This window comes from Streptomyces sp. NPDC107559, from assembly GCF_055657365.1.
The window spans coordinates 315,884-336,704 of sequence record NZ_JBVKBD010000005.1 but is presented as its reverse complement, the minus strand read 5'-3'; the positions used below and the strand labels follow the sequence as shown (position 1 = coordinate 336,704).

Below are 20,821 nucleotides of genomic sequence, written 5' to 3'. Positions count from 1 at the left end.
CCGACGCCCTGCCTTCCCGCAACCACGACCATGACCAACCGGACCGGCGGCTCTGCGCAGCGCCCGGACACCGCTTTCGCACCCCCGGACAACTCCGGTGCGACGACAGCGAATTGTGCCCTACGGCACATGGCGCGCATTCGGCAGGTCCGGGCAGGACGGGCGGGGCGACGACGGCCCCGGCGCCCCGGCCGGAACCCGGTGGGCGCTCAGCTCAGCAGGTCGGGTTCGCTCCGGCTGATGTCCTGCCACATCGGCTGATAGTTGATCCATGCCACCAGGTCGCCGCCGAGCTGTTCCCGGGTGGCCGCCGCCATCTTGTGGTCGATGAGCACCGGACGGCCCGCCGCCTTCGCCATCAGCTGCACCTGGCAGGACCGCTCCAGCGACAGGAACCACCAGGCGGCCGCGTCCACCGAGTCGCCGACGGTCAGCAGGCCGTGGTTGCGCAGGATGAGCGCCTTGCGCGAGTCGAGCGCATCAGCGATGCGCCGGCCCTCCTCGGCGTCGACGGCGACACCGGTGTAGGCGTCGTAAAGGGCATGATCTTCGTAAAAGGCGCAGCTCTCCTGGGTGATCGGGTCCAGGAGGTCGCCGAGCGCCGACAGGGCGCGGCCGTGCACCGAGTGGCAGTGGGCGACGGCGACGACGTCGGGACGGGCCGCGTGGACCTGGGAGTGCACGGTGAACGCCGCCTGGTTCACGTGGTAGCGGCCCTCGATCACCTGCCCGTCCCGGTTGACCAGCACCAGGTCGCTGACCGTGACGTGCTTGAACGGCATGCCGAACGGGTTGACCCAGAAGCAGTCGCTGAACTCGGGGTCGCGCGCGGTGATGTGCCCGGAGACGCCGTCCTCGAAGCCGAGCCGCCCGAACACCCGCAGCGCGCCGGCCAGCCGCTCCTTGCGATGCCTGCGCTCGTCCTCGGGCACGTCGTGCATCGGCGGCATCGCGAACCGCAACTGGTCGGTGGGCAGGGGCAGGGGCGGGGTCCCGTGCATAGGTCCTCCAGCACTGAGTTTCTTACCGGGCGGAAGTTACCGTCGGTCAGCGCAGGAAAACAGGGATGTTATGCAAAGATGACGCGCGCCACAGAAAATCGCGTGCCCCGGCACGGACCCGGTCCTCGGCCCCGGCCGCCGACTCCCCCTATACCCGACAGCAGATGTCCGGTATAGGCGCAAGACTGGTCCGTATGACCTGGGCAGACTTCTCCACGACCGAACCCGAGCTCGCCAGAACCGTCGAGGAACGGTTCGGCGCCTTCACCCATCACGTCCTCGCGACGCTGCGCCGGGACGGCTCCCCGCGCACCAGCGGCCTGGAGGTGCGCTTCCTGGCCGGCGAACTGTGGTTCGGCATGATGCCGGGCTCCCTCAAGGCGCTCGACCTGCGCCGCGACCCGCGTTTCACGCTCCAGGCGAACCCCGGGGACGGCACCGGGATGGGCGGCGGCGACGTGCGGATCAGCGGACGGGCGGTCGAGGTGGACGACCCGGTGACGAAGGGCGCGTACGTGAAAGAGGTGGAACCGCCGCAGCCGTTCCACCTCTTCCGCACCGAGCTGACGGAGGTCGTACGGACCCACGTCGAGGACGACACGTATCTGGTCGTCCAGGTCTGGCGGCCCGGAGCGCCGGTGCGGACGCTCAAGCGGACCTGACGTTCACCTACGGGAGGACTACTCCCACTCGATGGTGCCCGGGGGCTTCGAGGTCACGTCGAGGACGACGCGGTTGACGTCGCGGACCTCGTTGGTGATACGGGTGGAGATCTTGGCGAGGACCTCGTACGGCAGGCGCGACCAGTCGGCGGTCATCGCGTCCTCGGAGGACACCGGGCGCAGCACGATCGGGTGACCGTAGGTGCGACCGTCGCCCTGGACGCCGACGCTGCGGACGTCCGCGAGCAGGACCACCGGGCACTGCCAGATCTCGCGGTCGAGGCCGGCCGCCGTCAGTTCCTCGCGGGCGATGGCGTCGGCCTCGCGGAGCAGGTCGAGACGGTCCTTGGTGACCTCGCCGACGATCCGGATACCGAGGCCGGGGCCGGGGAACGGCTGGCGCTGGACGATCTCCTCCGGGAGCCCGAGCTCCTGGCCGACCATCCGGACCTCGTCCTTGAAGAGCTTGCGCAGCGGCTCGACGAGCTGGAACTCCAGGTCCTCGGGGAGGCCGCCGACGTTGTGGTGGGACTTGATGTTCGCCGTGCCGGTGCCGCCGCCGGACTCGACGACGTCCGGGTAGAGCGTGCCCTGGACGAGGAACTCCACGGCCGGGCCCGCGTCCGCGATGATCTCGGCCTGCGCCTGCTCGAAGACGCGGATGAACTCGCGGCCGATGATCTTCCGCTTCTCCTCCGGGTCGGAGACGCCCTTCAGCGCGGTGAGGAAGCGTTCCTCGGCGTCGACGACGACCAGCTTGACGCCGGTCGCGGCGACGAAGTCCTTCTCGACCTGCTCGGTCTCGCCCTTGCGCATCAGACCATGGTCGACGTACACGCAGGTCAGCTGGTCACCGATGGCGCGCGCGACGAGCGCCGCGGCGACCGCGGAGTCCACACCGCCGGACAGGCCGCAGATGGCGCGCTTGTCGCCGACCTGCTCGCGGATGAGGGCGACCTGCTCCTCGATCACGTTGCCCGTGGTCCAGGAGGGGGTGAGGCCCGCGCCGCGGTAGAGGAAGTGTTCCAGCACCAGCTGGCCGTGCGTGGAGTGCATGACCTCGGGGTGGTACTGGACGCCGTAGAGCTTCTTCTCGTCGTTCTCGAAGGCGGCGACCGGGACGACGTCGGTGGACGCCGTGACGGTGAAGCCCTCGGGGGCGGCGGAGCAGGCGTCGCCGTGCGACATCCATACGTGCTGCTCGTCCGGGGTGCCCTCGAAGAGGGTCGAGCCCGACTTGGAGACGTGCAGATCGGTACGGCCGTACTCGCGGGCGCCGGTGTTGTCGACGGTGCCGCCGAGGACCTCGGCCATCAGCTGGAAGCCGTAGCACATGCCGAAGACGGGGACGCCGGCCTCGAACAGCTCGCGGTCGAGGCGGGGGGCGCCCTCCTCGTACACGGACGAGGGGCCGCCGGAGAGGATGATCGCCGCCGGGTTCTTCGCGAGCATCTCCGCGACCGGCATGGTGCTCGGCACGATCTCGCTGTAGACCCGCGCCTCGCGGACTCGACGGGCGATGAGCTGGGCATACTGCGCGCCGAAGTCGACGACCAGAACGGTGTCGGGAGCGGCGGCGGCGGGACTCGCTGATGACACGGGTTGCCTTCCGGCGGGCTGGGCAAGGGGTCTGTGGTACCGATTCTACCGGGGTGGGCGCGGACGGCCGCCCGTGCCGGTGACGGACCCGGCGTGGATGCGGGCTCCTGGCGGTGACCGACCCAGCGTGGGCGCGGGCCGTGGCGGTGACGGACCCGACATGGACGCGCGCCGTCGCCACGTGCATACTGGCCGCATGCTTACGCAGACGACCTACCTGTTTACCTATGGCAACCGGCCCACCGGCTGCCATGGTCGTGCTGCTTGAGCAACTGACAAGCGACTTCCCAGGCGCCCCGGGCCGACAAGGCCCGGGGCGTCTGCGCTTTTCCGGGTCCTGCCGCTCCGGGGCACCTCGCCGCAACCGACCCGATGAGGAGCCCCACCATGGCCGACGTACTCGACAGGACCGGCGCCCGCACCGACGAGGCAGCCGACGTGATCACCGGCGCCCGTGAGCGCATCGACACCCTCGACGACCGGATCATCGGTCTCGTCCAGGAACGGATGGCCGTCTCGGCCGTCATCCAGGAGGCCCGGATCGCGTCCGGCGGCCGCCGCGTGAACCTCGCCCGCGAGATGGAGGTGCTCAGCCACTACCGGGAGGCACTGGGCAAGCCCGGTACGTCCGTCGCGATGCTGCTCCTGGAGCTGTGCCGGGGTCGCATCTGAGTTCGGGCCCGCTCTCACCCGTACGGCGCGTGACCGGCGCGAGCGCCGCTTCGTTGGTCAGGATGTCCGTGTCAGCCAGGGGCGGGCCCGAAAGACCACGCGTGGCTTGCCGGAGCGATGAGGCGTGCGGATCGTGCCGTGCGTCGTGGGACCTCGCTCCGGGGAAGTGGCCGGACGGCAGGGGACAGCAGCCCGGTCACCCAAGGGAACGGTCGGCTCCGGGGACGCTCGGGGCCGACCGGCGGGAAACTGCAAAAATGCACAATGCTGGGTCAAACGGTTGCGGAGGCCGCATCCATCCAGCACGATTCGTAGAAAGCCCCACATCCCGCCGTACACAACCGCATTGCATTGCGCTGTCCGACCGCCAAAGGTCGAGACCACCCGTACGCCTCCCCCGCGCCCTCCGCGCGCCGAGGCGCCGACCCGGGGCGACTCAAGGGCAGCGCAGGACAAGCGGCGCAACCCCCCGGCGCCGCTCCCAGGCACCGGCGCTGCCCTGACGTCGGTGCTGACGGAAGAAGGGCCCCGCGGCTCCGTCCCGCGGGGCCCTTCGCCGTACTCCGGGGCCCTTCGCCGTACTCCGGGACCCTTCGCCGTACTCCGGGACCCTTCGCCGTACTCCGGGACACCCCTTCACCATGTCCCGCGCGCCCCTTCGCCATGTCCGAAACAGAGCGGTCAGATCGCAACTGTAAAAAGTCTGTGAATGACGTACAACCATTCACCGGTGCCGGTGATCAAACCATGCGACTCACGGGCCACCCGCTCCCCCTACGCGGAGGCCTCCCACCACCGTGTCCCGCGGCCACGATGTCGCAGCTCACCGGACTTACCGAGGTCTTCATGAAGATTCGCCGGGCTCTGGCCACCGCGGCAGCGACCGCGGTCATAGCACCGCTCGCGCTGCTCTCGGCTCCCATGGCGTTCGCCGACGACAACACCCCCGCCACGCCCCCGACCTCCGCGAGCAGCCCGGCGGACGGCCAGCAGCCCGACGCCGGGGCCGACACCTCCACGGCCACGTCGACGGCCACGGAGACGAGCGGCACCGGCGCAGAAGACGGCACGGGCACGGAGAACGGCGCGGGCACGGGCTCCGAGGCAGGCACCGGAAGCGAGGCGGGAACCGGCACCGAGGCGGGGACCGGCACCGGAACCGACGAGGCGCCCGACTCCGGCGACACCACCGACGGCAAGGGCTCCACCCCGAGCGGCGGCTCGACCGAGTCGTCCGAGCCCACCGACGAGCCGGAGTCCTGCCCGGTCGACGAGGACGGCGTCGACGCCGACTCCCAGCTCAGCCTGGACGTGTCCGGCCTGCCCGGCAAGATCGTCGCGGGCAGCGGCTGGCACAACTTCAAGCTCGTCGCCGCCAACCACAGCGACAAGTCCCTCGGCACGGTGCAGTGGTTCACGTACATCGACAACGACGCGATGAGCGACGACGAGGGCGACTGGCTGAGCGACTACGCCAAGATCGAGTACTACAACCCGCAGACGAAGGTCTGGGAGTCGGTCGCCGACGAGATCGGCGACGGCGCCTACTTCGGCGAGACGGAGCTCGGCCCCAAGCAGACCGTCGACATCAAGCTGCGCGTGAACATCACGGCCAAGGCACCGGCCGGTGACGGCTTCACCGTGGGCTTCGGCGGATACCTCGACTCCGAGAAGAACTGTGTGCACAACGCCTTCTCGGTCTACGAGTTCACCGTGCTCAAGCCCGGCAGCAGCAACGAGAACCCGGGCGACGCCAAGCCGGGCAAGGACACGAAGCCGCCGGCCGGCGGCAAGCAGCCGCAGGGCGGTGCCGCCGAGATCCCGGCCACGGGCACGCTCGCCTCGACCGGCTCCAGCTCCGCCCTGCCGGCGATCGGCCTGGTCGGCGGAGTCGCCGTGGTGGCCGGTGCGGGTGCGCTGTTCATGGTGCGCCGCCGCAAGGCCGACGCGCAGGCGTGAGACACGCCGAAAGAGACGTACGGCGGGACCGGGTGACGCCTCGGGCGTGACCGCGGGCTGCCGGCAGCGGAGAGGGACCTGGGCTCGGAGGGGGGCTCGGGTCCCTCTCCGTTTCCGGCCCCTCTCCGTTTCCGGCCCTTCGCCGTTTCCGGCCCTTCGCCGCTTCCGGCCCTTCGCCGCTGCCGGCCCTTCGCCGCTGCCGGTCACTCGCCGCTGCCGGTCACTCGCCGCTGCCGGTCACTTCTCCGTCGTCGACCGCTCCGCCGGCTTCGGGGGCATCGAGGGCATCCCCAGGAACGGCAGCCGCAGCGCGCCGAACGCCTCCGCCGGGACCACCGGCGACTTCGGCTCGACCGGACGCAGACGTTCGTACGCCGCTCCCTGCGCGGGACGCGGATCAGCCTCGCCCTTGTTGGGCCAGTACGACATCGCCCGCTCGGCCTGCGCGGTGATCGTCAGGGACGGGTTCACCCCCAGGTTCGCCGAGACCGCGGCGCCGTCGACGACCGAGATGCCGGGGTGGCCGTAGAGGCGGTGGTAGGGGTCGATGACGCCGGTCTCGCGGGTGGCGCCGATCGGGCAGCCGCCGAGGAAGTGGGCGGTGAGCGGGGTACCCATCAGCTCGCCCACGTTCGAGCCCGGGAAGCCGTTGATCTCGGCGGCGACGGCCGACGCGGCCTCGGACGCGGCCCTGATCTGCTTGGGATTGGGGGCTCCGTGGCCCTGCCGTGCGGTGAGCAGCCCCTTGCCGACGCCGTCCGGCTTCAGATACGTCGTCAGGGAGTTGTCCAGGGACTGCATCACCAGGCCGATGATGGTCCGCTCCGACCAGTGCCGGTTGGACAGGGAGCGCAGCACCAGCACGGGGTGCCGGGCGGCGTTCGCCAGCCAGGCCGCCAGCCGGGAGGAGCCCTCCGCGTAGGGGACCTGGAGGATCGACAGGCTGCCCATCGAGTTGGAGCCCTTGCCGTAGCGGACCGGCTCGATGTGGGTGTTCTCGTCGGGGTGGACCGAGGACGTGATGGCGACCCCGCGGGTGAAGTCGACCTTCGGCTCGCCGGTCACCCGGCGGTAGCGCCGATTGTCGGTCTGGGCGCCCACCAACGCCTCGGAGTTGGTGCGGGTCAGATCGCCGAGCCGGTCCGAGAGGTACGGCAGCTGCCGGCCCGCCTTCATCCGGTGCAGCAGTGTCTGGGTGCCGTAGGTACCGGCGGCGAGGACGACCCGGCGGGCCGTGAAGACGCGGCCCTCGCCCTTCTTCCTCCGGCCCGTGGGGAGCGTGGCGACCGCGTAGCCGCCCCGCGAGTCGTCCGTCACCGACATGACGGTGGTCATCGGGTGTACGTCCGCGCCCGCCTTCTCGGCGAGGTACAGGTAGTTCTCGTTGAGGGTGTTCTTCGCGCCGTGCCGGCAGCCCGTCATGCACTCGCCGCACTCGGTGCAGGCGCGGCGCGCCGGGCCCGCGCCGCCGAAGTAGGGGTCCGCCACCTGCGTGCCGGGCTCGGCCTTGGCCTCGCCGTCGGCGTCCTGGCCGTCCCCGAAGAACACCCCGACCGGCGCCATGTGGAAGGTGTCGCCCACGCCCATCCGCTGCGCCGCCGCCTTGAGGTGCACGTCGGAGGGGGTCATCGTCGGGTTCAGCCGTACGCCGAGCATGCGCCGGGCCTGGTCGTAGTACGGCTCCAGCTCCTGCTGCCAGTCGGTGATGTCACGCCACTGCGGATCGTCGAAGAAGGGCTTCGGCGGGACGTAGAGGGTGTTGGCGTAGTTGAGGGAGCCGCCGCCGACCCCCGCGCCCGCCAGCACCATCACATTGCCGAGCAGATGGATGCGCTGGATGCCGTACATGCCGAGCCTGGGGGCCCACAGGTAGTTCTTCAGGTCCCAGGAGTTCCTGGGCAGGGACTCACGGGTGAAGCGGCGGCCGGCCTCCAGGACGCCGACGCGGTAGCCCTTCTCGGTCAGGCGCAGGGCGGTGACGGAGCCGCCGAAGCCGGAGCCGACGACGATGACGTCGTAGTCGTGGCCGGAGTCGTCGTCGTCCTGGGTGGGGACAGAGCTCTCCTGTGACACGTGCTCTCCTCGTTGAGAACGGCCGGTGTGCGGCGGGCGCGGACGTCCGGCTGCGGGCGGCGGGCGGCGGGCGGCGGGGCTAGCGGAAGCGGAACGCCTTCATGACCTTCAGGCTTCGGCTCATGAACTCCGCGTACTTCTCGTCGCTCATCCCCAGCGCGGGCGCCATCGGCAGCAGTCGCTGCTGGGCGACCGTCTGGGCCTCGGTGTACTTGAGGATGCCCTCGGAGCCGTGGCGGCGGCCGAGGCCGGAGTCCTTCATGCCGCCCATGGGCGACTGGACGCTGCCGTAGGCGGGGGCGTACCCCTCGTTGACGTTGACCGTGCCGGTGCGCAGGCGCGCGGCGACCGCCCGGCCGCGCCGGCCGTCCTTCGTCCAGACCGACGAGTTCAGGCCGTACGGCGTGGAGTTGGCGTGCTCGACCGCCTCGTCGTCGGACGTGTAGCGGTAGATCGAGACGACCGGGCCGAAGGTCTCCTCCGTGCACACCGACATCGGGGCCTCGACGCCGTCGAGGATGGTCGGCTCGAAGAAGAAGGGGCCGATGTCCGGGCGGGCGACCCCGCCCGCGACGACCTTGGCGCCCTTGGCGACGGCCTCCTCCACATGCCGCTTCACGGTCTCCAGCTGGCGCTCGCCGACCAGCGAGCCCATGTCGGCGCCGTAGGCGAGGGAGGTGCCCAGGCGCATGGCCCGGGTGCGGGCGGCGAAGCGCTCCAGGAAGGCGTCCGCGATCGACTCGTGGACGTACAGCCGCTCGATGGAGATGCAGAGCTGGCCGGCGGAGGAGAAGCAGGCGCGGACGGCGCCCGCGGCCGCCTTCTCGATGTCGGCGTCCTCCAGCACCAGCATGGCGTTCTTGCCGCCGAGTTCCAGGGAGACGCCCACCAGCCGGGCGGCGGCGCCCTGGGCGACCTCGCGGCCGGTGCGGGTGGAGCCGGTGAAGGAGACGTAGTCGGCGTGCTTGACGACCTCGGGGCCGACCACCGGTCCGTCGCCGAGGACGACCTGGAAGACGTCGGCGGGCAGCCCGGCCTCGATGAGCAGGTCACGGGCCCACAGGGCGGTCAGGCAGGTCTCGGTGTCCGGCTTCATCACGACGGCGTTGCCCGCGACGAAGGCCGGCAGCGCGTCGCCGACGGACAGTTCGAGCGGGTAGTTCCAGGGCGCGATCTGGCCGACGACACCACGCGGGTGGCGCAGCTCGGTGACCCTGGTGAGGGTGGGCATGGCGCCCGCGTGCCGCTTGGGCCGCAGATAGGCCGGCGCCTTGCGGCCGTAGTGGCGGGCGGCGACGGCGACGGCCTGCACCTCCTCGTGGGCGTGCAGCCGGGCCTTGCCGGTCTCCAGCTGGATCAGGTCCAGCACCTCGGCCTGGCGGGCGAGGACGAGGTCGTGGAAGCGGAGCAGGACGGCGGCCCGCTGCCGTACGGGGGTCTTCTCCCAGACGGCCTGGGCGGCACGCGCCGCCTCGAAGGCCCGGCGGACGTCCTCGGGCGTGGACTCGGGCAGATCGGCCAGCTTCTCGCCGGTGAACGGCGTGTGGTTGGCGGTCCGGCCCGAGCCGACCACGCCCTTGGTCAGCTGGGCGACCAGCTCGGGGGTGACCACGTCGGCAGCGGTACGGGCGCCCGCGGGAGCGGGGGCGAGTGGGTTGGTGCCGGTCTGTCCGGGAGTGCCCGTACCGGTCTTCTCCGGGGCCTGCGAGTCCGTCATGAGCCGCAGGGTATTCCGGTGCGGAGGCTTTGGGTACCCGTCGGTAATCGGGATTCACCGAGTACACACATGTCGCCAGTGGTCACTGGCAACAAAGGCGCTGATCAGGGCGTGTTCCCCTCGATCTCCAGCCGTTCACGGGCGTCCGCGAACATCACCGCTTCCGGAGCCGCCCAGGATCCGCCCCGCCCGGGGCCGACCTGCCCGCCCGGGGCTGTCCGGCCCAGGGCACGGGCGTGAACGCGCCGCCCCGGCGCCGTACCTCCATCACTCCCGTTCCGCCGAAGTGCGCAGGGATGACCAGCTCGCCCAGTTCCGCGGCCCGTTCGAGAACACGGCGGCGGCCGGCCGCGGCCCGGCGCGGATCGAGGCAGAAGCAGCTGCTGCACTCGGGGTGCACGATCTGCACCGGGCTGTGCAGCACGTCGCCGACGAACACCGCCCGCTCACCCCGGGAGGCGACCCGCAGGACGGCGGAGCCGGGGGTGTGACCGGGGACGGACTCCAGGGTGAGGTGCGCGTCGACACGGTGGACGCCCTCCCAGAGCCGGGCCTGCCCGGCGCGGTGCACGGGCGCGACGCTGTCCTCGTAGGTCAGCCGGTCGTCCACCCGTACGCCGCCCCCGTAGCCGCCCGTGGGGCCGAAGTGGGCGTCGTCGGCGGCCGGGATCAGATAGCGGGCCCGGGGGAAGGTGGGCACCCACTCCCCCGCCTCGTCCCGGGTGTTCCAGCCGACGTGGTCGCCGTGCAGGTGGGTGTTGACGACGACGTCGACGTCCTCGGGACGGACACCGGCCCGGGCCAGCCGCCCCAGGAAATCCCCTCGGCGCCGGTGGAACAGGGGATTCCCGGGCCGTTCACGGTCGTTGCCCACACCGGTGTCCACCAGTACGGTCCGTCCGCCGGAGCGCACCACCCAGGTCTGGAGCGCGACCACGGCCAGGTCGCCGTCCGGCTCCCAGTGGTCGGGGGCCAGCAGTTCCCGGTGCTCCTCCCAGACCTCGGGACCGCAGTCCGGGACGAGGGCGCGGGTCGGCGCGTAGGGGGCCTGCCACTCGACGATACGGAGGATCTCGACGTCGCCGAGGGTGAGACTCTGCACGTGTTCATCGGTCATGGCGGCAAGCCTAGGAAGGGCCGGGTGAGCCTCACGATGCCTGATCGGCTCCCGTGAATACGTGAACGTCTCACCATCGACCCATCGGATGCCTAGGCTGACCCCATGGACGTGGTCAGCGACGCGATCTCCGCCATGCGCATCGGGCGCCCCTCCTCCCAGCGGCTGCGGGTGGGCGGACGCTGGTGCACCCGGCTCGCCCCGTACGAGGGAGCCGGCTTCCACGTGGTGCTGGCGGGCGGCTGCTGGCTGCTGCCGGACGGCGGAGGCGAACCGGTCGCGCTGGGTCCGGGCGACGCGGTGCTGCTGCCGCACGGGACGGGTCATGTGCTGGCCGACGGACCGGTGGACTCGGCGGAGGCGGGCCGGGCGGTGCCGTTCGAGGAGGTGCACGGAACCGGAACCGGAACCGGAACCGGACCCGGCATCGGCATCGGCATCGGACCCGGCATCGGCAGCCCCGGCGGCGCCGGGCGGGCGACCGAGCTGCTGTGCGGGAAGTACCGCCTGGACCGCAGCCGGGCGCACCCCTTGATGGCCGAGCTGCCGGAGGTGGTGCATCTGCCCAACCGGGTCGGCGGCCACCCCGAACTCCGCACCGCCGTGGACCTGCTCGCCCGCGAGCTGGACGACCGGCGCCCCGGTTCCTGTCTCGCCGTGCCGAGCCTGCTCGACCTCCTGCTCGTCTACATGGTCCGCGCCTGGACGGCGGACGCGGAGGCGGGCGCATGGCCGGCGGTGCTGAGCGATCCCGTGACCACGGCCGCCCTGCGCGCCCTGCACTCCGACCCGGCCGCCCCCTGGAGCAACGAACGCCTGGCCGCCGAGGCGGGCGTCTCCCGCGCCACCCTGGCCCGCCGGTTCACCGGGCTCGTGGGCCGGCCGCCGATGGCGTATCTCACCTGGTGGCGGCTGACCCTGGCGGCGACGCTGCTGCGGAGCTCGGACGCGCCGCTGGCCTCGGTGGCCCGCCGGACCGGATACAGCAGCCCCTACGCCCTCTCGCACGCGTTCAGCCGGGAGTTCGGCGTCACGCCCGGGAAGTACCGGCTCCCGGCCCCCGAGCGGCACCCCTGACCGTCCGAGCCGCGCCTCCGACCGCCCGAGCGGCACCCCTGAGCGTCCGGCCGCAATACCGGCGGACGCCGGATGTCAGGCCTGTACGAACGTGTCGACGGCGACGTCGAAGTACTCCCGGGCCTCCCGCACCTTCCCCACCGGCGCGGACACCCACACGTCGTACATCCGCCCGTTCTCCTCCCAGCACAGGTCGAAGGTGTGCCGGGCGCCCTCGGCCGTGCTGAAGCCCTGCCAGCTGAACTCCCAGAGGGCGGCGGGCCGTCCGTTGTGGGCGCTCTCGACGACCCGGCCGTCGTGGTAGCCGGGGTTGGTGTCCGGGCCTTCGGCGGCGGCACGCCGCATCACCGCGAGCGGGCCGCCCGGTTCGGTGCCGGTCACCTTGATGCCGAGCCGGAAGACCTCCCCCGGCGACATGTAGAAGATCCGCTCGCCCTGGGCCTTGCGGGTGAAGTCGTCCGGCACCGCGAGCGAGAAGCCGGCCGGGTCGTCGGCGATCCGGTAGCCGGAAGGGGCGGTGGGGCGGTTCTCGGACGCGGGGGCCGGCGAGTGCGTGACGGCCGCGGTGTCCGTACCGGAGGCGGGGGCGGAGGCCGGGGAGCCGGTGGAACCCGTGGCGCCCGTGGCGCCCGTGGCGCCGTGCGACGGCGAGACCGGCCGCGAGCTGACGGAGCCGTGCGAGGCGGAGGACGCCGGTGTGCCGCCCCCGTCGCCGCCGCCGTGCAGCAGCAGTGCCGCCGCGGACACGCCCGCCCCCGCCATCGCGGCGACCAGCAGCGCGGCCACCAGCACCCCGCGCGTGGAGGGGGGCGGATCGGCCGGGACGGGCGTCGGCCGGCTCTGCGGCTCGGGCCGACGTTGCTGCTCGGGCCGACGCTGATGCTCGGGCCGTGTCGGCGTGTGGCCGGAGGACGCCGGTTTCGGCGTGCGGCCGGTCTCCAGGAAGGCCCGCAGCATCCGCTCCGCCTCCGACGCCTCCAGCCGCCGTTCCGGATCGCGTTCGAGCAGGCCCCGCACGACCGGAAGCAGTGGCGCGGCCTGTTCGGGCGTACGGATGTCGTCGGACACCACGGCGTGCAGGATGCCGCCCAGGGAGTCGCGCCGGAAGGGCGACGCGCCGCTGAGCGCCGTGCACAGCAACGCCCCCAGCGACCACAGGTCGGAGGCCGGTCCGGTACCGGCGCCGGACATCCGCTCGGGCGCGGTGTACTCGGGCGAGCCGACGAAGGCACCGGTGTCGGTGATCGTGGTGGCGCCCGCGACCTGGGCGATGCCGAAGTCGGTGAGCACGACCCGGCCGTCCTCGGCGACCAGGACGTTCGCCGGCTTGATGTCGCGGTGCAGGACACCCGCGGCGTGCGCCGCGCGCAGCGCGCTCAGCAGGGCGATGCCGATCCGCGCGGCCTCGCCGACGTCGACCGGGCCGCCCCGGGCGATCCGGTCGGCCAGCGAGCCGCCGTCGATCAACTCCATCACGATGTACGGGCGTTCGTCCTGCTCGACGACGTCGTGCACGACGATGACATGCGGGTGGCGCAGCTGGGCGACCGCTCGCGCCTCGCGCAGCGTACGGTCGTGCTGCCTGCGGGTCTCCTCCGGGGAGAGCGTCTCGTCGAAGGCGACCTCCTTGACCGCCACCTGCCGGCCCAGCAGCTGATCGGTGGCACGCCAGACGACGCCCATGCCGCCGCGCCCCAGCCGGGCCTCCAGCCGGTACCGGTCCGCGATCACGCGGGAGTCGTCCCCCTCGGTCCCCATGAGTCCCATCATGCCGCACCGGACGCCCCCGCTCCGGGCCGCCCACCGGCCAAATCCACCCACTCGGGGCCGATTCACGACCGGTCCGATCCGTCACAACGAGCCAGTCACGAACGGCCGTTCAGACCCGGCAGGAAGGACCGGCCGGAACGGCCGGGTGGAACGACCGACCGGGACGGCGAACCGGAACGACCGGCCGGTCAGGGCGTCACGCCTCGGGCTGCCAGCTCTGGAGCAGCTTCTTGAACTGCTCCTGCGTGGTGGGCCAGTCCGCGGCGGGCGAGGACATGTACAGCGCGTACTCCACGCCGTTGCGGGCGATGTACACCTCGTCGATCGCGTGCCGCGGCCCGGGGAACTTGGTGTCCTTGGCCTGCGCCGTCCACGTGTACTCCCACAGCGAGGCCCGGCGGTCGCGGTAGGTGTTCGCCCCCAGCTGGAGCTTCTTGTAGTCGACCAGGCGGGTGAGCTGCTGGTCGAGGTCGAGCTGGTGCTGGTAGGGATCGGCGAAGTCCGGGGACGTGTCGAGGGCGATCCGCACGAAGTGCTCGCCGCCGTCGGGCGAGTAGTCGATCTGCTTGAGGTCGCCCTCGTCGCTGAAGACCGACCGCTTCCAGCCCTTGGGCAGGGCGATGCTGAAGCCCAGCGGGTCGGGCACGGTCTCCCAGTCGTCGGGGGCCGCCTCCGGGTCGGAACCCGACGTGCCGGACGCGCTCGCCGTCGGGTCCGGCGACCCGGTGGAGGAGGCGCCGTCCTGCTTCCGACGGGTCTTGTCCCACTGGTGCAGACCCACCGCCGTGGCTCCGCCGACCAGGGCGGCGAGCACGACCACCAGGGCGATCGAGCGCAGCCGGCGCCGGCCGGAGCGCGCCGACGGGCCGGTCCCGGCCGGGACCGCACCGGTGCCCGGCGGCCCCAGCGGCGTCGGCCCCACGACCGTCGCCCCGGTCCCGGCGCCGTGCTGCGCGACCGGCGGAGCGTACGCGGGCCCGTACGACGTCGCGGGGGTCCCCGTCTCCCGCAGTCCGGGAGCGAGGGACCCGCCGTGCTGCGTGGGCACGAACGCCTGTGCCGCGCTGGGCCGCCGCCCCTCGGCCGCCTCGGCGAGCATCTGCTCGGCAAGCGCCGCGTCCGGACGGGCGGCGGGGTCCTTGCGCAGCAGGGCGCTGATCACGGGCTCCAGCGGACCGGCGTACTGCGGCCCGGCGACCTCTTCCTCTACGACCGCCTGCATGGTGGTCAGCGGCGAGGTGCGGCGGAACGGCGAACGGCCCTCCACAGCCGTGTACAGCGTCGCGCCGAGCGCCCACAGGTCGGAGGAGGGACCGGGGTCGTGGCCGCGGACGCGCTCGGGCGCCAGGTAGTCGACGGAGCCCACGACCTCGCCGGTGCGGGTGATGGTGCTGTCGCCCTCGATCTGGGCGATGCCGAAGTCGGTGAGGAGGACGCGGCCGTCGTTGCCGAGCAGCACGTTGCCGGGCTTGACGTCCCGGTGCAGGACGCCCGCGGTGTGCGCGGCGGTCAGGGCGCGCAGCACCCACAGACCGATCCGCGCGGCCTCGGTGGCCTCGACGCGCCCCTGCTCCTTGACCTCGTCGGCCAGCGAACGGCCCTCGACCAGCTCCATCACGATCCACGGCCGGCCGTCGTGCTCGAGGACGTCGTGCACGGTGACGACTGCCGAGTGGTTGATCCGCGCGGCGGCCCGCGCCTCCGCCCGGGTGCGCGCGAGCAGCACGCCCCGGTCTCCCTCGGAGACGTACAGCGCCGCGGTCAATTCCTTGATCGCGACGGTTCGGTGCAGCAACTCGTCGTGCGCTCGCCATACGCGGCCCATGCCGCCGCTGCCGATCGGGTCGGCAAGCCGGTAGCGACCCGCGAGGAGCAGGCCCTGCATCTGATTCACGTTGCCCCGCAATGCTCTTGACAGGCTCAGACTAAGGACCGGCCCGCGTCCAGGGAACACGCGGGGCGGCAAGGACACCGCACTGTGACGGTTGTCGCTTCTGGTCCGCGACGGGAACCGCGGCCGCACGGTCCGCGAAGCGGCGCGGCGGGCGGTGCGCCGCTTTCCGGATCAGCCGGTGAACTGGTAGGTGGAAGAGGCCTGTTCGTACAGCTTCGTCACCTCGTCGCGCTCGGCCTCGGGGCCGCGCACCTGCACCACGTGGTAGCGCCCGTCGATCAGGATCGCCAGGTTGCGCACGAACAACTGGTGACCGTCGGCATCACTCCAGGTGAACTGACCCTCGGCCATGGTCCGTCCGCCCACCTCGATCGTCCGCAGCCCGCCGGAGGTGGCCCAGCTGGACGAGCGGTAGGGCCCCAGTTCGTACTCCTTCTCGCGCTGGTAGACCATCGGATCGCTGCCGTACGTCGACGCGCGGTCCCGGCCGGGCACCACGATCAGCTCGAAGTCCCCGTGGGTGTAGAGCACTTGGCCGAGCCCGTTCTTCGGGGTGCGGTCCCAGCCGTTCGCCACCGCGACCTGGAAGCCCTCGGCGTCCTTGCGCACGGCGAAGCCGTCGGCGACGTCGGGGCCGCCGGTCTGCGTCCCGGTGGGACCGGCGGACGCGGAGGGGCCGTCGCCGGCCGCGGGCGAGGTCTGGTCGGGGCGGGGCTCGCTGCTCGCCTCGGGGGCGGTGTCCCCCTGCGCGGGCGTCGTGCGCGCCGCACCGGCGGTCCCGGCCGCGCCGGTGTCCGGGGCCTTCGGCATGAACAGCACGGCGTACGCGATCGTCCCGGCCAGCACGAGCAGAATCAGCAGGAGCAGGGTGCGGCCCAGGCGGCGCGGCGAGCCGGACGGCTCCTGCCTGGCCCGCTTGTGCCGGCCGTGCGCCGTGGTGGCGGGCAGCCCGGCGCGCCGTCTGCGCACCAGTTCGCCGCGCCGCCGCACGATGGGCAGCCGGCTCGGGTCGACGGGCGGCGCCGCCACGACATGAACCCCGGCGTCCGGCTCCGGCGCCGAGCGCACCAGCGAGCGCAGCCAGCCGCCCAGTTCCTCGAAGTCGATCCGCTCGGTGGGGTCCTGACGCAGCAGCGACTCCACCACCGGGCGCAGCGGTCCGCACTCCTCGGCGAACGCGGGCGGCTCCGCGCACACCAGCTGGACCAGCTCGGCCGTCGACTCCTCCGGGTACGGGGCATGCCCCTGTACGGCCCTGAAGAGCAGCGCGCCCAGCGCCCACAGGTCGGTCGCGGGCCCGATGGGCGCGGCGAGCTGCCAGTTCTCGTGCACGGGCCCGGCCTGCTCCGGCGCCCAGCGCTCGGTCACCGGGCCCACGAGCGCCATCCGCGCCTGCCGGGCCCGCTCGGCGGCCAGTGCCGTCGCCGGACCGCGCCGGGCGGGGGCACCGGGGGCGGCGTCGCCCCAGCGGGCCGGGGGCTGGGCCGGATCGGCCGGCAGGAGGGCGCCCCGGGGCCCGGGCACGGGAGCCACGGCGCGCGGCTCCGTCCCCTGCCAGGGCGCTCCGCGCACACCGTAGGGGTCCGCTATCTGTCCCGGCGGCACGCTGCCCGTCGGGGTCTGCACCGTGCCGGCCGTGGGCTGCCCACCGGTCCCGGGGGCGTACGGCGGCTGCGGCCTGCCGCCGGGGCCCTCGGCGTCGGGAGCCGGACGGGCTCCGGGCAGGGCCGGCCGGCCGTTCTGCTGAAGGTCCTGGACCCGGGCCGCCGCCCTGGCTCCCGCGCGGTACGCGGCGATCGCGCCGGCCCGTGCGGCCCGGACGTCCCCGCCGCTCTCCAGCGCCGCCCTGCGGGCCACGGCTGCCGATGCGCCGCCCGGGCCCGCGGCCGGGTCGGTGCCGGTCTGCGGCAGCCCTCCGGCGGCCCGTGCCTCGATGGCGGCCCGCCGGGCGGCCTCGGGGTCGACGGCGCCGGCGCCGCTGCCCCCACCGGCCCCGCCGGGGCCGCCGAGGGTGCCTCGGGGGCCCGTGGAGTCTCCGGGCGCGCCGACGGGCCCGGGGCCGGCTGCCGTGCCGTCCTCGGCCCCGTCCTCGGGCGGCACCGGGTCGTACCCGCAGAGCGCCTCCTGGGCCGTGCCGACCGCGAGCCCGGTCAGCATGACCCGGCCGTCCTCGCAGACGAGCACCGTGCGCGCGGTGATGTTGCGGTGGACCCAGCCGTGCGCGTGCAGCACCCGCAGCGCCATGAGCACATCGGAGGCGACCTCGGCCGCCCGGTACGGCGACAGCGGTTTCTCGGCGAGCAGCGCCGCCAGCGGCCGCGCGGCCACCAGCTCGCTGACGACCCAGAGCGAACCGCCCTCGGCGAACACGTCGAAGACCTGGTCGAGCCGCGGATGGTCGGGGATCCGCGCGGCTGCCTGGGCGGCCTCGACCGCCCGCCGCACCACGGGATCGGCCGGCCGCCGGGTGCTCGCGTCGGTGCGCGGACGTGCCGTCGGCCGCCGGGCCGGGCGGTCACGCGCCGTGAACCCCTCGGGCAGCCCGTCCGCGTCGAGCACCTCGGCCTCGACGACCTCCGGCAACGGCACCTGCCTGACGAGGACTTCCTGTCCGCTGTAGGTGTCGAAGGCGCGGCTCTCGGTGAGTTCGTACTCGTCGGAGGGCGGCAATGGCAGGCGGTAGCGGTCGGCGAGCACCCGGCCCGCGTAGTCGTCCACTGTGCCTCCCCCGGCCGCCCGGTCGGTCAATTCCGTTCGTCCCGCGTCCCGTTCCGACCGCATAGCGGGATGCGTACGGTCCGCAAGCACTCACGATACGTGCCGGAGGCAACCCGCAAAGAGAGGTTGACCGATCTCGGGCCCACGGCTCCCAGGGACCGGCTCGCTCACTTCTTCGGCTGGAAGGTCTCCGTCAGCGTCTGCCAGGTGCTCTTGCGCTGTTCGCCGTCCCAGTCCGACGCCTTCGCCGTGTACATCAGGGCGTACCCGAGGTGGTCGCCGACGACGAACCCGCGGTCGACGGTCCGGAACTGCGTGCCGCCGTCGACGTAGGTGAACTCCCAGTCGGCGGTGTTCCAGCCGCGGTACTGGACCGCCTGTATCCGGATCTTCTTGTACTGCGAGCGCGTCATGTAGCGCTCCTGGTTCTCCCAGTCCGCCTTCGGATCGCCCTTCGGCGTGGTGGTCCAGGCGACCAGCAGCTTCTGTCCGTCGGGCCCGGTGAAACGGTCCCCCGCGGAGTCCGAGGACTGGTACTTCCACCCCGCGGGCAGTCCGATCGAGTACCCCTGCCCGCCGTTGTGCGTGGACGCCACCGCGGCGTCGGTGTCGTCGGAGGTGCTGGTGCCGCCGCCCGAGCCGGACGAGCCGCCCGACGACGCCTGCGACGCCGAGCCGTCCGTGGACCCCTTCGTGGAGCCCGGCTTCGTGTTCTGGGAACCGGACTTCGAGGCGTCGTCGTCCTTGCCGGACCCGCCGCTCGTGTCCTCCTTGGTGCCGACGCTCGCGCTCTGGCCGGCCCCGGTCTTGGCACCGCCGCCGTTCCCGTCGCCGCCGTCGTCGCCCCCGCCGAAGGTGAGGGCCAGCACGGTGCCGATCACCGCCAGCGCCACCACCGCGGCGATGATCAGCAGGGTCCGCTTCGGCACCACGTCGGTGAGCGGCGCCTTGGGCACGGACCTCGGCGGCAGATCCGGCAGGTCCGGCGGCGTCATCACGGGCCAGCCCGAACCGCGCCCGGCCGGGGTCGCGTTGCCGCTTCCCTGGGCGCCCCGCTCACCCGCGCCGGGGCCGGAAGCGGCACCGGCACCGGCGGAGTCGGCCGCCGTGCCCGCGGACACCGGCGCGCCGGCGGACGCCGACGGGGACGCAGCGGCCGGCGTACCCGCCGCGGCACCGGCGGACTTGGTGCGGTTCGCGGCGGCCGAGGTCGTCGCACCGGCCACCACGGCGGCCTTGCGCACGGAGCGCAGGGCCCCGCGCAGCTTCTCCGCCGCCTCCTCGCCGCGCTTGTTCCCGGCTCCCGCCGCGCTCCCGCGATCCTCGGGCGAGTCCGGCAGCGCGGGCAGCGGCACGACCTTCGTCGCGTCCGCCGGCTCCCGCTCGGCGGTCCTGGACGCGGAAGCCTCGATCACCTTCTTCAGCATGGCCCGCGCGCCCGCGTCGTCGAGACGCAGCGCCGGGTCCTTGGTGAGCAGTCCGTAGATGACGTCCCGCAGCGGGCCCGCGTTCTTCGGCTCCTCCAGCGGCTCGGTCATCACCGCCGTGAGCGTCGCTATCGCGGAGCCCTTGTCGTACGGCGGGGATCCCTCGACCGCCGCGTAGAGCAGTCCGCCGAGCGACCACAGGTCGGCGGCGGGGCCGGGCTTGTGGCCGCGGGCGCGCTCCGGGGAGATGTAGGAGGGGGCGCCGACGAGCATGCCGGTGGAGGTGATGGACGGGTCGCCCTCGACCTGGGCGATGCCGAAGTCGGTGAGCACGACCCGGCCGTCCTCGGCGATCAGCACGTTCGACGGCTTCACGTCACGGTGCAGGATGCCCTCGCGGTGCGCCGAACGCAGCACGTCGAGGATGGCCAGGCCGACTTCCGCCGCACGCCTGGGCTCCAGCACCCCGTCCTCACGGATGGCCTCGGCGAGCGACTTGCCCTCGACGAGCTCCATCACGATCCACGGCCGGTCGTCCTCGTCGACCACGTCGAAGACCGTCACCGCGCTGTTGTTGCGGATCCTGGCGATGGCCTTCGCCTCGCGCAGCGTCCGCGTGATCAGCCGGCGCTTCTCCTCGTCGTCGATGTTCGTCGGGAACCGCAGCTCCTTGACGGCGACCGTGCGGCCGAGGGTCTCGTCCTCGGCGCGCCACACCGTACCCATGCCGCCGCGGCCGAGCACATCTCCCAGCCGGTACCGCCCGGCGAGGAGACGTGCGCTCTTCCCCTGACGGGATGTCCCCGCCCGCTCCGCCTCCGACATGCGTCCCCTCATGCAACCCGCCCTGACAGAGCCTCCATTGTCCCCCACCCGACAAGTGCTCGACGCCCAGGGTGCCCATCGCCGCGCGACGGGGCCCGGAACCCGGACCGCGGGTCCCCCGGAACGCGCCCGCCAATCCCGTCGGCCGAACCCGGCCAGGACTCCCGGCGATTTCCGGCCAAGGGTTCGAGGGGGTCCCGGCCAAGGGTCCGAGCGGGTTCCAGCCAGGCCGTCCAAGCGGGTTCCGGCCAGGGGTCCGAGCGGGTTCCGGCCCGGTCCCGGCCAGGGTTCCCACCCCGGTCCGGCCGAG

The 20,821-nt window shown here is 72.8% G+C and carries 13 protein-coding genes; 4 read left to right on the top strand and 9 right to left on the bottom strand.

The genetic code is table 11. The features are described from left to right. Positions 1–209 precede the first annotated feature (209 nt). Positions 210–1,001: a class II aldolase/adducin family protein gene (locus ACZ7OY_RS18640; RefSeq protein ID WP_471912334.1), complete on the bottom strand. Its 792-nt coding sequence runs from the start codon at positions 999–1,001 to the stop codon at positions 210–212. 194 nt (positions 1,002–1,195) lie between these two features. Between ACZ7OY_RS18640 and ACZ7OY_RS18635 the strand changes: the two genes are divergently transcribed. Then, positions 1,196–1,663 carry a pyridoxamine 5'-phosphate oxidase family protein gene (locus ACZ7OY_RS18635; RefSeq protein ID WP_471912333.1) on the top strand — a complete coding sequence of 156 codons (468 nt, stop codon included), beginning with the start codon at positions 1,196–1,198 and terminating at the stop codon, positions 1,661–1,663. An 18-nt stretch (positions 1,664–1,681) separates the two neighbouring features. On the opposite strand, the gene guaA is transcribed toward ACZ7OY_RS18635, so the two are convergent. Beyond that, the gene (gene guaA / locus ACZ7OY_RS18630; protein ID WP_471912332.1) at positions 1,682–3,262 is read right to left on the bottom strand and encodes a glutamine-hydrolyzing GMP synthase; all 1,581 of its coding nucleotides are present in this window, start codon (positions 3,260–3,262) and stop codon (positions 1,682–1,684) included. 372 nt (positions 3,263–3,634) lie between these two features. On the opposite strand from guaA, the gene ACZ7OY_RS18625 reads away from it, so the two are divergent. Together ACZ7OY_RS18625 and ACZ7OY_RS18620 are read left to right on the top strand one after the other, a co-directional pair. Continuing rightward, positions 3,635–3,934, top strand: coding sequence for a chorismate mutase (locus ACZ7OY_RS18625; RefSeq protein ID WP_351605835.1), 300 nt, complete (start codon positions 3,635–3,637; stop codon positions 3,932–3,934). Between the two features lie 846 nt (positions 3,935–4,780). After that, positions 4,781–5,893: an LPXTG cell wall anchor domain-containing protein gene (locus ACZ7OY_RS18620; RefSeq protein WP_471912331.1), complete on the top strand. Its 1,113-nt coding sequence runs from the start codon at positions 4,781–4,783 to the stop codon at positions 5,891–5,893. 237 nt (positions 5,894–6,130) lie between these two features. On the opposite strand, the gene ACZ7OY_RS18615 is transcribed toward ACZ7OY_RS18620, so the two are convergent. From ACZ7OY_RS18615 to ACZ7OY_RS18605, 3 genes are all read right to left on the bottom strand, one after another. Then, on the bottom strand, positions 6,131–7,966 hold the full coding sequence (locus ACZ7OY_RS18615; RefSeq protein WP_471912330.1) for a GMC family oxidoreductase N-terminal domain-containing protein: 1,836 nt from the start codon (positions 7,964–7,966) through the stop codon (positions 6,131–6,133). 79 nt (positions 7,967–8,045) lie between these two features. Further along, a complete protein-coding gene (locus ACZ7OY_RS18610) occupies positions 8,046–9,683 on the bottom strand; it encodes a succinic semialdehyde dehydrogenase (protein ID WP_471912329.1) in 1,638 nt (545 codons plus the stop codon). Positions 9,684–9,837: 154 nt separating this feature from the next. Next, positions 9,838–10,800 carry an MBL fold metallo-hydrolase gene (locus ACZ7OY_RS18605; RefSeq protein ID WP_471912328.1) on the bottom strand — a complete coding sequence of 321 codons (963 nt, stop codon included), beginning with the start codon at positions 10,798–10,800 and terminating at the stop codon, positions 9,838–9,840. Positions 10,801–10,905: 105 nt separating this feature from the next. On the opposite strand from ACZ7OY_RS18605, the gene ACZ7OY_RS18600 reads away from it, so the two are divergent. Then, positions 10,906–11,877, top strand: a complete 972-nt coding sequence (locus tag ACZ7OY_RS18600; RefSeq protein ID WP_471912327.1) for an AraC family transcriptional regulator — start codon at positions 10,906–10,908, stop codon at positions 11,875–11,877. A gap of 75 nt (positions 11,878–11,952) precedes the next feature. Here the strand turns inward: ACZ7OY_RS18600 and ACZ7OY_RS18595 are convergent, their stop codons facing one another. From ACZ7OY_RS18595 to ACZ7OY_RS18580, 4 genes are all read right to left on the bottom strand, one after another. Next, positions 11,953–13,635, bottom strand: a complete 1,683-nt coding sequence (locus tag ACZ7OY_RS18595) for a serine/threonine-protein kinase (RefSeq protein WP_471912326.1) — start codon at positions 13,633–13,635, stop codon at positions 11,953–11,955. 208 nt (positions 13,636–13,843) lie between these two features. After that, a complete protein-coding gene (locus ACZ7OY_RS18590) occupies positions 13,844–15,532 on the bottom strand; it encodes a serine/threonine-protein kinase (RefSeq protein ID WP_471912325.1) in 1,689 nt (562 codons plus the stop codon). 180 nt (positions 15,533–15,712) lie between these two features. Then, entirely contained in the window at positions 15,713–18,259 is a 2,547-nt protein-coding gene (locus ACZ7OY_RS18585) for a protein kinase (protein ID WP_471912324.1), read from the bottom strand. A gap of 167 nt (positions 18,260–18,426) precedes the next feature. Next, positions 18,427–20,511, bottom strand: a complete 2,085-nt coding sequence (locus tag ACZ7OY_RS18580; RefSeq protein WP_471912448.1) for a serine/threonine-protein kinase — start codon at positions 20,509–20,511, stop codon at positions 18,427–18,429. Between the last annotated feature and the right edge of the window lie 310 nt (positions 20,512–20,821).